Source organism: Paenibacillus sp. EKM211P, from assembly GCF_011066175.1.
In the GTDB taxonomy this organism is placed as follows: Bacteria; Bacillota; Bacilli; order Paenibacillales; family Paenibacillaceae; genus Paenibacillus; species Paenibacillus polymyxa.
Window position 1 is genome coordinate 261,539 of the sequence record NZ_JAAMNS010000001.1, and the last position, 12,314, is coordinate 273,852.

A 12,314-nucleotide genomic window follows, 5' to 3' on the forward strand; every position below is an offset into this window, starting at 1 on the left:
ATCGCATTTCGCTTTGCAATTTGTATAGAAAAAAATTTTAGGAGGAAACAGCATGTTGGGAATCGGTATAAAAAAGGAAAGTAATAATTTGGTTATTACTTGGCAGTTATCAAGGATAGAAGTATCTCTTGAGGATATTGAAGATGTTTCGTTTGATAACACTTATGCTGGACAGGAGAAAGATGCAATAAGAATAGGTACCCCTTATGCAACAACGGACAGGGTTGTAATTAAAACCAATTCAAAGACATATATTTTGTTTACTACAAATGGTCAAAATATTCTTAAAAAAATACAATCCTATCTTTAATTAGTTATTCATAAAAATACAGCATGATGTGGGCGGAGAATGATATTGCATTACTTCATGGGACATTATGATTTGCGTTGTACCCCCGTTACTCAAAATGAGAAATGGGGTATGTACCGTGTTTGTACATCTTATTTATTTTTAGCGAGTTTCAATTTTTCTAATCAAATGATCGATACTGTATCCAATGAGATACCAGAAACCTACCGTAGTAAAGTATACAACGGCTATAGGGATATGTGCTTTTCGCACAAATTGAAAGGATTCATACATCCAAACCAACGGGCTAATCATAGCCAATAGTATATTATAGTCGTCGTACCCCGTAAGATTTACAACAATAACTATACAAGAGACTAGGACCAGCCAAAAGCGAAAGGACTTCATTGACTATACTCCATTCCTTTAAAAAAGAAGCCGCGAGACGATTATCAGCAGCCTGAGATCGTGGCGGCTTCTAAGGATTTTTTACTACACTTCTTTTACAGGACGTAACACTGCGTAGCCGTATCCCTCAGGGAAATGCCGTTGATAATCCTGCTTCGTTTCCTCATCCCATGTATATCCCATACTGCGTGGGTCAAAGCTCCAAGCTTTTTCCTCCACCACTCTCATAACATCTCCATTGTTTTTTAAATAATGGAAGGGCGGGTGGAAAAACACCAGGTAATCTGATTCGGGGATGTTTCGGCACTCCATACCTGCTGGGATCTCTCCATTGTAGTCAGCAGCAACCGGTATTCCATACAGATAGCCCTTCTGACCATTCTGATAGAACCAGCCTGCAGTTTGACCTAATTGTCCGGGAAGCTTGAGGTGAGACATACTTTCCAGGGTTCCGCAAATTTCATCACAATTATGGCCGTTTCTCCAGAAATCGCCGTAGTTTCGAGAAGAGATATCCCAGATTCCAATAAATTTGTGTGCTGGTATATGCTCAATTTTGACTTCGGCTTCTTGTAAATGCTCCTTAACCATCTTATCCCGCTCCTTCAAATGGTAATGATAAGGAGAGAATACCTCGGCGCGAATGGCTAATGGAATAGGACGGGGCTCCTTCCGGTATACAGCCGGAGTTACCTCGAACGCTTTTACAAATGCTCGTGTAAAAGCTTCCTGTGAAGAAAACCCATACTTTATGGCAACATCGAGGATGCGGACATTGCTGTCCCGGAGTTCAAGGGCTGCTCGGCTAATCCTGCGCATCCACACGTAATCCCTTAACGTCATTCCTGTCAGAGAATGAAACTGTTTTGTACAGTAGTAAGGGGAGTAGCCTAACTGATTGGACATTCTCAACAATGATGGTGCTGAAGTAAGATTATTATCAATCCAATCAATCATAAGCTGGACCATTTCGTTCCATTCGTACACGGGGGTTCCCTCCTTTCGACTCCATCTTAGCAGCCAGGATGCACGAATATTTGACCTGAGTTGCATGCACACTTTTGTCTCGTTCTAGTTTACTCCTCTACATAACGGATATATGGGTGTTGAAAGTACCTTTGATCAGACACGAAATAATATTGTTCTCCTACAACCAGCGGAGGGACTATAGACTTTGAGGAAATATATAATTCTTTATATTCACCTCCGTTAGAAGCCTCACTCTGTATGACTAAGTAATCAACATTCGCGCACCACCCCATAATCCACGTAATAAGTAAGACGACAAGAGAAAAGAATCTGACTATTCCATTCTTTCATTTGTAATAATATATGTAGGATGGTTATTTAACCTGAATATGTATATTGTATGACGTATGATCGGATGTTGAAAGTGGTCTTTTGATAAAAGTAACTATTCACACAAAAAGCCTACCTACCGGAACACCGGCAGGTAGGCTTTTATAACATAAACATTCACTTACTTCGCATTCTATGCAGTCTGTGCCTTTGCGTTGCAACTGCACCGACAACGTATCCTAATCAATCTTAGTTATTTTTGCGTTGACGGGCGCGAGCTTCGCCGCCTTTGCGGCCTGCTTCTTCCCTGCTCATTTTCCCGTCGCTATCACTTTGGTCTGAATTGCCACGGGCTTCACCGCCCTTGCGACCGATTTCCTGATAGAACTCCTTGTCATGGTTTTTGGAAGTGGCTTCGCCGCCTTTTTCACCAATCTCCTGATAGAAGTCCTTGCCATGACTTTTGGAAGTGGCCTCGCCACCTTTTTCGCCGATCTCTTGGTAAAATTCTTTGTCGTGATTTTTAGCAGTAGCTTCTCCACCTAAACGTCCTGCCTCTTCGCGACTCATTTTGCCATTTTGGTTGTTGTTAGCCATGTTCAATCACTCCTCATCGAATTTTAGTAAAGCGTCTACGTGTATCTATTAACCCTCGTGTCAGGAATTAAACATGTCTATTTAATTTTGATAAATGGAAAATTATTGGTAAATAACTGGGTATACCCGTCTCTATTAGACTTCCCAGGACTCTGTGCGCAGTTGTTGCTGGCGGGTAAATAATGTCGGGTAAATGAACAGGCTGAGCAGCACGCTGGTCAAAATGGCAGAGGTCATGGTAGTGAATACGATGAGCAATTGCAAACGCACGGCGACAATTGGATTGGCGCCTGCAATGATTTGTCCGGTCATCATGCCGGGAAGCTGGACAAGCCCAAGTGTTTTCTGCCCCTCAATGGTTGGAATCATACTGGAACGTATACAATTCTTCAGTATAGGGAAGATGGCTTGTCTCGGTGTTCCTCCCAACGCGAGAATAAGCATGATTTCAGGCTTGCGCAGCAGGACTTCCGACTTGAGCCGCGATACCAGCAGACTGGACAAAATCATGGAGCTGCCAATGATCATGCCGCTAATCGGAATCATGTACCGGGCTGTCGCCGGAATGATATGCAGGCCAATTAGAAATGCCTGTGTAACGATTTCCACACACAGCAACGTCAGGAATGACTTCCACATGAGCCGGGGAATAAAACGTCCTTTGCGCGCAACATTTTGAGAAGCTACAGTGATCATGAGCAGAATGAATAACACGATAAATCCGTAGCTTTGCATCCCAAAAATCAAATGCAATACATATCCAATCACCAGTAGCTGAACGGATGCTCTGATCGTAGCAATAATAATATCTCGGTCCAGACCGAGTTTGAAGGACTTGGACATGACGATGGCGATAAATACAAAACCAAGAGAGAGAATCAAGGCAACAATCGTCATACCCATTCTCCTGCTACAAACCTGCGAGTTTCACTATGTTGTGGAGCGTTAAAAAACGTTTCCGTATCCGCTTGTTCTACCAGTCTTCCGTCGATCATCAGCCATGTTTCGTGGCCTACTCTGCGGGCTTGTTCCATATGGTGCGTAATCCAGATCATTGTTGTTCCCTCTTCTTTGTTCATTTGAAGCAGCAGTTCCTCAACCTCTTTGACTGAGGCGGGGTCCAGTGCAGAAGTAATCTCATCCAGTAGTAAAATATCCGGACGGTTCGCAAGCGTCCGTGCCAAGGCCAAGCGCTGTCTTTGTCCACCGGACAACTCCTGCGCCTTCTGTTCCAGCAGGTCACGGGTAAGCCCTACGCGCTCTAACAGGCCAACCGGATCTTCCAGTACCGTACCATGCAGCCGCTCTACAGTCTGGAGATTGTAGAGGACCGTCCCCTGAAGCATGGGAGCATCTTGAAAAACCAATGCTACCTTTCGTCTCAAATCAGGGATCTCCCACTCGGTTATAAGCTTGCCGAGGACGCTGACTTCTCCTTCATCCGATGTTAGCAAGAGATTGCACAATGAAAGCAGTGTGCTTTTACCAGAGCCTGACGGACCGACCAGTGTCGTGATTTTTCCGCGAGGGACCTTTGCTGTAATCCCGTTCAGGACAGCGCGTTGCTGCCCCGATCCAGTGAAATATTTGGTGACGTGATTGAATTCAATAGCTGATAGTGGCTGGGGTTTCATAGATATAGCTAGCTCTCCTTTGCAGGGAATCGGAAAAGATATCAGATCCGCTCTATAATCTCTTTGTATTATATCAGTAATATCCTATAGGCTCTTCTCTTAAAAAATCCGGAGGTTGGAACTGTTGCAAACGGTACTTTCTTTGTATAAACTAACAGGATTAGTTAAGATGAAATAAGAATTTAGTCTGTATAGTACGAAAATCACCTTACATAGGAATTCAACGAAAGGGGACAGGATGATGTCACCTAGACATGGAGTAAAGCTACAAGATATCCTGAAGGCTGCTGAGGATATTGCCAATGAACGAGGGATGGGAGATGTCACGCTCACTACGCTGGCGCAAAAGCTGCATATTCGTCCTCCATCTTTGTACAACCATGTGGACGGGTTGAACGGATTGCGTCAAGTGCTGGCATTACACAGCCTCGAAAAGTTAGAGGAGGCATTGATGAGCGCAGCCGTAGGCAGAGCAGGCGAAGATGCGCTGACTGCGATGGGGAGAGCGTATATGCAGTATGCGCGCGAGCGACCTGGTTTGTATGAAGCGATGCTGTATACAACCGACCGAAATGATACCGAGCTGAGACATGCAGCGGATCGCGTAGCGGAACTTGTCATTACCGTGCTATCCAGTGGCTACGGTTTCAACGAAGCAGATTGCATTCATGCAGCGAGGGGATTCCGTAGTCTTCTGCATGGTTTTGCCTCGCTTGAACAAAAGGGTGGTTTTGGTTTACCTGTGGATGTGGATCGGAGTATCGAAGTGATGATGGACACCTTTTGGGCAGGTCTTCGCGTGTTACAGCATAAGCGAGATGTGGAGCATTCAGAAAAAAACTGAGTTCAATCTGATATAGCCCATATGATTGCGTCCTAGACTCAAAGGGTAAAATATATCAGTATAAAGTAGATGACAGACCGTGAATACAGGAGGGATAAGAGTGAACGTATTGGTGATTGGTGCCAATGGAAAAGTAGGCAGACATCTCGTTCGCCTACTGGGGCAACATGAATTGCATCGCGTAAAGGCGTTGATTCGCAAACCGGATCAGGCCGAAGCGCTTGAACGTTTGGGAGCAGAAACGGTAGTAGCTGACCTTGAAGGGACAGTTGATGAAATTGCTGCAGCTATAAAAGGCAGCGATGCTGTCGTGTTCACGGCAGGCTCCGGCGGCAAAACAGGAGCGGATAAAACACTGCTCATCGACCTTGATGGAGCAGTCAAGGCGATGGAGGCCGCTGAGCAAGCGGGTATCCGGCGCTTTATTATGGTCAGCGCTCTACATGCGGAGAACCGGGAGCAGTGGCCCGAATCGATTAAGCCGTATTATGTGGCAAAGCATTATGCAGATCGCTTGCTGGAAGCGAGCAATCTGGATTACACGATTCTTCGTCCCGGCGGGCTAACAGATGATGAGGGTACTGGCAAGGTTGCTACTGGTGAAAATCTTACCAGCCATACCATCTCACGTGAAGATGTAGCGGCAACGGTGGTAGCAGCACTGGAGGAAAAACAGACGTATCATCGTGCGATTGATTTGGTGTCCGGCAGTACGCCTATTGCTGAGGCCATCCGGTAGAGCTAATGAATTGAAAGACATGTGCATAATATGAATAAAGGCAGACCCAGAGGTAGGATTCCGGGTCTGCTTTTTGCTTTGTATAATCCTTTCCTTTAACGCTACGTATGACCAAAAAACCAACGTTCCGATGGGCATATTACGAAAAAATTTGCCTAAAACTAATTACGTTAATTATAATGCTAATATAATTAGTTTAAGATCAAGAAAAGGAGATGAGATAAAATGCGTATCGTTCAGGTGCAGCATGTGTATCAATTGACGTTTATGCCCCGGCTGTTCCCGGTGAACTGTTATTTGGTGGAGGAGAAAGAGGGGCTTACCCTGATCGATGCCGGAATGCCATACAGTGCTCAGGGTATTGAACAAGCTGCGGCGCGCATTGGACAGCCGATTGTACGAATTGTACTTACCCATGCGCATGGGGATCATGTAGGTGCGTTGGATAAGCTGAAGGCAAAGTATCCTGAGGCACAAGTATTCATTTCAAGACGGGATGCTCGGCTGCTGAAGGGTGATGTATCGTTGGAGGCAGGCGAACCGGACACTCCTATTCGGGGCAGCGTGCCGAAGAATATCCTTACCCAGCCTGACGTTTTACTGGAGGATGGGGATCATGTGGGTTCGCTGCTGGCAATCAGCGCACCGGGACATACGCCGGGCTCGATGGGATTTTTGGATACCCGTACACGTGCGTTGATTGCAGGTGATGCCTTTCAGACTCGGGGTGGTGTTGCGGTGGCGGGAAGGCTCAAGCCGCTGTTTCCTTTTCCGGCACTAGCTACCTGGAACAAGGAAATTTCGCTGGCAAGTGCCAAAAAGCTGGCGTCTTGCAATCCGTCTCTATTAGCAGCCGGTCATGGCAACATGCTGAAGCATCCACAATCTCAGCTGGAAAGAGCGATCATGGAGATGGAACAGCAATGTTCAGTGTGATGATTCCGTATTCAGCCAACATTCAGCCAGAACTCACAAAGTCCTAAGCTAAGGCAGATACAATATGAGGAAAATAGAAACAGAGAGAGGTGCATCGGATTTGAACGTTTGGAAAGCGAACGGTCTGAAATATATACTTCTATTTAGTCTCATATTGTGTGCTGCCGTTAGTATCGTGTCGTTATGGAGTTACTCAGGTAGTTCCGCGTCTCAGTCTGCGGCAGTGAGGCAAGGTCCATCCGGCGGGTTTGGAGGAGGACCAGGCGGAGGTATGGGAGGGCCGGGGCAACGTTCCTCTGACGGTCAGACTGCGGGGAACCGTGGAACAGGAAATGTAGGACAGGACCAGCAGAATTCGTCCTCAGCATCTACGGATGCGACGAACAGCTCTGACGGCAAGAATCGGGGAACGACAGGTCAGGCGACCAATTCTTCCACTGAGAATCCATCGATATCAAGTGACAAAGGCACAACGGCCGGGAATGATACGTCTGCATCGGGCGGCAGTGGTGTTGCTAGAGACGGACAGCATAGAGGTTCCGGTAGTATGTCCGGTAAAGGATCTGGAATGGGCATGGGAGGTCCTGGCGGTGGTATGGGTGGTGGAAGAAATGGAAATTCTTCATCTGCCTATGCTACTCCGATGACGATTTTCGCCGCTTTATTCTTCGGCGCGTTCGTGTTTATTGCTTACCGTTTTCGGGCTCAAGAATGGAAGCTCGGGGAACGTAACCGGGGACTGATGCTATGGACAGTGCTTGGTGCGGGGTTCTTTTTAAGAATGGCGATCGCCCCATGGATCTCGGGTCACATGGACTTAATGCTATTCCGAAACTGGGCTACGACAGCAGCGAATAGCTTGTCAGGCTTTTACACGAATGGTTCCAGTGACTATCCACCGTTCTATATTTATATTTTATATGTGATCGGTAAAATCGGCTCTACGGATGCTTTTAGTCCTTATATGTCTGTATTGCTGCGTCTTCCGAATATATTAGCCGATATCGTGACAGCGTACATGCTGTACCGGTTGGCAAGCAAACGGGTCGGCTATGGAGTGAGCCTCGGATTGGCCATATTCTACGTGTTTAACCCGGCTGTATTTATCAATTCGACCTTCTGGGGGCAGGTAGATTCATTCTTTACCATGCTGATTGTAGGCATGATTGTGCTGCTGGTGGAAAACCGAATTGGCTGGTCCGCTGTACTGTTTACGATAGCGGTATTAATGAAGCCACAGGGGATTATTTATGGGCCGGTTCTGTTCTTCGAGCTGCTGAGACAGCGCAAAATACAGCCTTGGCTGTTGTCCATTGGTGGGACCGTTGTGACAACCATTCTGGTCATATTGCCATTTTCATGGGGGCAGGAGCCATTATGGTTGCTTGATTTATACAAGGGGACAGTTGGCGAATATCCATATGCTTCGGTGAACGCGTATAACTTCTTCGCACTCATTGGTGGCAATTATACGCAGGATACTACAACGCTGTTCCTGTTCAGTTACCATACATGGGGTATGATCTGCATTGTGCTGGTGACTTTGTTTACATGGTGGATGTATATCCGCAGTCGGAAACCACAATTTGCAGCAGCAGCTGCACTGGTACTCATTGCAGGTGTATTTACCTTCGCTTCCAGCATGCATGAACGGTACCTGTTCCCTGCGGCCGCGTTAGCTGTAATGGCGTACCTGTATTTGCGAGATCGCAGATTTTTGTGGCTTGCGGGTGGATTCAGTCTTACGATTTTCCTGAACACCTTTGATATTTTCTATAGCTCCAATTCTCAGGATCATTACGGTATTATTTTGTGTGTGACATCATTGCTAAACGTGTTGTTGTTTGTGTATTTGGTCAAGGTAGTGTGGGATTGCTCCAGGCCGGCTACAGTTCAGGCTGCGCCTGCCAAGGACATGGTTCTCCCGGAGCTTCCATCGGAGCAATTAACATGGGGAGCGTCATCCCAAGGTGTGAACACAACGATGGAGAAATAGCTGATAGCAAAATGTAAAGAACAAAAGAAACCGCTCTTTGGCAAATGGGAAGTGGCCAAGTCGCCACAAGCCATAAGCTCAAAGAAGCGGTTTTTTATTTAATCCATATATTCGTTCAGTTTCTGTACATCGCAGATGGTAATCTCTCGTGTACCTTTGATATGAATAATCCCCAGTTGTTCAAATTTTCCGAACTTGCGGCTGATGGTTTCACGTGTCACACCCACATAATTAGCCATTTCCTCGCGTGAGAGGGGGAGATTTATTTTAATATTGGAGCCGTCTGGCTTGCCGTATTTATGTCCGAGTTCGAGAATCATGTAGGCAATACGGATTTCCGGGTCTTTGGTAGCCAGACTTTGAGCCAGGTTTTCAGTATGTGCCAAGCGTTTGGTAATCGTTTTAAGCAGCCTCAAAGAGATATCGGGATTGTTGCGGATCAACTCCTCCATATCATCCTTGGTGAGCATACAAATATCAGTATCCTTTAAGGCGTACGCACTAAAATTACTCAGCTCGTCGTTATTAAATATGTTCAACTCACCAAAAAAATCGCCAGTAGTCAGAATGTGTAGAATTTGCTCTTTCCCCTGAGGTGTCATCTTCAGCAGCTTGACATGCCCGCTTTTAATAATGTATAGCGTATCCGATGCCTGTTCCTCGACAATCAAGGCCTCGCCTTTCTGATATTTTCGGTGCCGGATCATGGAGCTAACCTTGCACAAATCTTCGCAGGACAAAGAGGAAAAGATAGGCACTTTGCGGGCACAGGGCTCCTGTTCGCACTGGCAGGGGCAGGACATTTCATTCACATTCATTCACTCCATTCATCAACCGGAAACTAAAAAGTATAGTGTGTTCTTGTTATTTTGTATCATCTATAGGGGCAAAATGGCTTTGATCCTCACCGCAGACTGGACAAACCCAGTCCTCTGGAAGGTCTTCGAACGCTGTACCTGGCATCACGTCTTCATCAGGGTCACCTATAGCAGGATCATAAACGTATCCACAGGGCTGACATACATATTTTTTCATTGTTAATTCTCCTTGTCATCTAAAATTTTTGTAAGCTCTGGTGCGTCCGGACTGAGTCCTTGGGTAATGGCTGCTTTATATGGAAGTGAAGCAAGAGCATCTCCGAAGCCAATCGCGCCACAGATAGAGCCGTTTTGTATGAACATACGTGTATAAGAAACTTGATTTTCACGGGTCAGGCTGTTGTCGCAGGCCTGTTCATCTACCAGACCGATGGAAAACAAGGGGCATTCATAGCTGTTGGACAGGGTGGCAGGAATGGGACGCTGGTAAGCTGCGGAGGCGCCCGCCATATTAGTGCCTGCTATTTTCCCTTGTTCCATAGCACTTTCCCATAATCCATCTACTCTATTGTGGAACTCGGCTACATCACCTGCTGCGTATATATTGGGGAAGCTGGTCTCCATCTGCGCATTCACCTGAATGCCTTGTCTGATATCAAGACCGATTTGGCGAGCAAGCTCCGTATTAGGTACAATGCCGATAGAATACACGACATGTTCACAGGGAATAACAGTGCCGTCCTGCAGTTCTACGCCCTCTACATGCTCCGTGCCTGTAATACGCTTTACGCCTTGTCCAAGGCATACCTGGGTGCCCTGTTCGATTACTCGGCGGGTCAAAATAGCGGATGCCTTTTCATCTAGCTGGCGAGGCATAAGCCGTTGCGAAGCTTCCAGAATGGTAACGGTATATCCGGCTTGCTGGAAGGACCAGGCGGTTTCTACACCCTGAATACCACCGCCGATGATACATATCCGGTCTCCTTGTCGCAATTTCGTTTTAAGTCTGTCTGCATCTTGTCGAAACCGAATATTGTGAACGTTCCTTAGTGAAGCTCCGTCCAGCACAAGCTTACGGTTGTGGGCTCCTGTACACAGCAGCAGCTTGTCATAAGCAACGGTTTGCCCGTTGGCTGTTTCGATGGTGCAGTCCTCTGCGTGTATCGCCGTGATCTTTACGCCGGAATACACATGAATCCGTTGACTGGCAAACCACTTTTCCTTTTTGATCAGGATTTTGTCGCTGTGCAAGTCAGTGAATAGTGCCTTCGAAAGCTTGACTCTGTTATATGGAAGGGAGGACTCTTCCCCGTAAATAGAAATTTCTGCTAGCTCATCATGATCTCTAATCGCTTTTGCCGCGTTGACAGCGGCCACGCCCCCTCCGATGATAACGTAATGTTGGTTATCCATTCGGCATCTCTCCTATTCCCTCTAAGCTTCCTGTGCTCAAATAACACTAAGCAGCAGATCTGAGACAAATTCAGCGGCATTTTTAATTTTTTTCACTTTTTCAACTTCTGTAGGAGAGAAGCGAATGCGTACTGGGAATTCCACATGCGTCATACCCGTTGACTTGATTACATCTGAAGTGCTTTGGACTTTCATATTAGTACCGTTCAAGTAATCCTGTACGACTTCAATGGCTTCACCGCTCCAGCCGTAGGAACCAAAGGCGGCAGCAAGCTTACCTTCCAAATTCATCTTTTGCATTTTTTGCAGCAGATCTTCCAATTTGCCTGTCATGTCGGCATATTTGGTAGAGCTGCCGACGAAAACAGCATCCGCTGAGGTAATACTATTTAATATCTCGGTTTCATCCGCTTTATCTACATCCCATAACTCCACCTTGATTTGGTTCTCCAAAAAGCAATCTCTCAGGATGTTTGCCACTTTTTTAGTATTATTTTTTAAGGTGGCATAAATAATCGCTACTTTTTTATCATCCTTGGTTTCGGTGCTCATCGATGCGTACAAATCAATAAATTTGGCAATATCATGTCGGATCGCGAAGCCGTGGGAAGGAGCAATCATCTCAATATCCAAGTCAGATACAGCTTCGATTAATGTACGCACATATCTGCGATGAGGATGAATAATAGCCTGATAATATCCGATAAAATCCTCGGTGATATCAAAGCCGGCCTCATCGGCAAATAGATGTTCTACAGCCACGTGTGTGCTGAAAATATCGCAAGGGAACAAGATTTTGTCTTCGATGCAATACGTAATCATAGTTTCTTCTGTATGGAGATAAGGTGTTTCCTTGAACAGCAGTGTCTTGCCTCCAATATCCAGTTGATCCCCGTCCTTGATGACGAGGAAATTCCGATGCTGGAGCTTGTACATCTGCTGAATTTCCGGAACGGCAATCTCCGTGCAGACAATTGTGGCGTTTGCTGCCTTGGAAGCAAGTGCCGCTAACCCGCCGGAGTGATCCGGTTCCGTGTGATTGACGATTATATATTGAATATCCAACGGGTCGATTAATTCCGCTACAGCTTCCGCAAATTCTCTGCCGAACGCCATATCTACGGTATCTACAATGGTTGGTTTTCCAGTTTTCAGCAGATATGCATTATATGTTGTACCCTTTGATAGTAGAAGACGATGAAAGGGGACCTCACGATTATCAATTTTTCCTACCCAATAAATATCCTTTGCCAGCTTAAATCCTGGTTTCATAGGAATAACCTCCTGCTTTTTTGGTTTGTCTGACACAATTCGATTTTAGTTGGATGTGATGATGAAAAA

At 46.0% G+C, this 12,314-nt stretch carries 13 protein-coding genes; 5 read left to right on the forward strand and 8 right to left on the reverse strand.

Annotated elements, in window-relative coordinates:
- The first annotated feature begins 52 nt into the window (after nt 1-52).
- A complete protein-coding gene (locus G9G57_RS01190; protein WP_025715709.1) occupies nt 53-310 on the forward strand; it encodes a SunI/YnzG family protein in 258 nt (85 codons plus the stop codon).
- 471 nt (nt 311-781) lie between these two features.
- On the opposite strand, the gene G9G57_RS01200 is transcribed toward G9G57_RS01190, so the two are convergent.
- The 4 genes from G9G57_RS01200 to G9G57_RS01215 form a co-directional block, all read right to left on the reverse strand.
- Nucleotides 782-1,684 carry an AraC family transcriptional regulator gene (locus G9G57_RS01200; RefSeq protein ID WP_113050071.1) on the reverse strand — a complete coding sequence of 301 codons (903 nt, stop codon included), beginning with the start codon at nt 1,682-1,684 and terminating at the stop codon, nt 782-784.
- A 561-nt stretch (nt 1,685-2,245) separates the two neighbouring features.
- Nucleotides 2,246-2,593 carry a KGG domain-containing protein gene (locus G9G57_RS01205; RefSeq protein ID WP_164964386.1) on the reverse strand — a complete coding sequence of 116 codons (348 nt, stop codon included), beginning with the start codon at nt 2,591-2,593 and terminating at the stop codon, nt 2,246-2,248.
- Between the two features lie 135 nt (nt 2,594-2,728).
- Nucleotides 2,729-3,490, reverse strand: coding sequence for an ABC transporter permease (locus G9G57_RS01210; RefSeq protein ID WP_058711032.1), 762 nt, complete (start codon nt 3,488-3,490; stop codon nt 2,729-2,731).
- The gene (locus G9G57_RS01215) at nt 3,487-4,227 is read right to left on the reverse strand and encodes an ATP-binding cassette domain-containing protein (RefSeq protein WP_164964387.1); all 741 of its coding nucleotides are present in this window, start codon (nt 4,225-4,227) and stop codon (nt 3,487-3,489) included. Before G9G57_RS01215 ends, G9G57_RS01210 begins: the two co-directional genes overlap by 4 nt.
- 241 nt (nt 4,228-4,468) lie before the next feature.
- On the opposite strand from G9G57_RS01215, the gene G9G57_RS01220 reads away from it, so the two are divergent.
- The 4 genes from G9G57_RS01220 (at nt 4,469) to G9G57_RS01235 (ending at nt 8,742) form a co-directional block, all read left to right on the forward strand.
- Nucleotides 4,469-5,071: a TetR/AcrR family transcriptional regulator gene (locus tag G9G57_RS01220; RefSeq protein WP_044786969.1), complete on the forward strand. Its 603-nt coding sequence runs from the start codon at nt 4,469-4,471 to the stop codon at nt 5,069-5,071.
- Between the two features lie 100 nt (nt 5,072-5,171).
- On the forward strand, nt 5,172-5,810 hold the full coding sequence (locus tag G9G57_RS01225; protein WP_044786968.1) for an SDR family oxidoreductase: 639 nt from the start codon (nt 5,172-5,174) through the stop codon (nt 5,808-5,810).
- Between the two features lie 225 nt (nt 5,811-6,035).
- Nucleotides 6,036-6,746 (forward strand): MBL fold metallo-hydrolase, encoded by a 711-nt coding sequence (locus G9G57_RS01230; RefSeq protein WP_113050069.1) that lies wholly within the window; start codon nt 6,036-6,038, stop codon nt 6,744-6,746.
- A gap of 271 nt (nt 6,747-7,017) precedes the next feature.
- Nucleotides 7,018-8,742, forward strand: coding sequence for a glycosyltransferase 87 family protein (locus G9G57_RS01235; protein WP_113050068.1), 1,725 nt, complete (start codon nt 7,018-7,020; stop codon nt 8,740-8,742).
- A 98-nt stretch (nt 8,743-8,840) separates the two neighbouring features.
- Here the strand turns inward: G9G57_RS01235 and G9G57_RS01240 are convergent, their stop codons facing one another.
- From G9G57_RS01240 to G9G57_RS01255, 4 genes are all read right to left on the reverse strand, one after another.
- Entirely contained in the window at nt 8,841-9,545 is a 705-nt protein-coding gene (locus G9G57_RS01240) for a Crp/Fnr family transcriptional regulator (RefSeq protein WP_044786998.1), read from the reverse strand.
- 61 nt (nt 9,546-9,606) lie between these two features.
- Complete coding sequence (rd, locus tag G9G57_RS01245) at nt 9,607-9,777, reverse strand: rubredoxin (RefSeq protein ID WP_016822672.1); 171 nt, start codon at nt 9,775-9,777, stop codon at nt 9,607-9,609.
- Between the two features lie 2 nt (nt 9,778-9,779).
- A complete protein-coding gene (locus tag G9G57_RS01250; protein WP_164964388.1) occupies nt 9,780-10,973 on the reverse strand; it encodes an NAD(P)/FAD-dependent oxidoreductase in 1,194 nt (397 codons plus the stop codon).
- Between the two features lie 36 nt (nt 10,974-11,009).
- Nucleotides 11,010-12,245, reverse strand: a complete 1,236-nt coding sequence (locus tag G9G57_RS01255) for an FprA family A-type flavoprotein (protein WP_164964389.1) — start codon at nt 12,243-12,245, stop codon at nt 11,010-11,012.
- Nucleotides 12,246-12,314 lie beyond the last annotated feature (69 nt).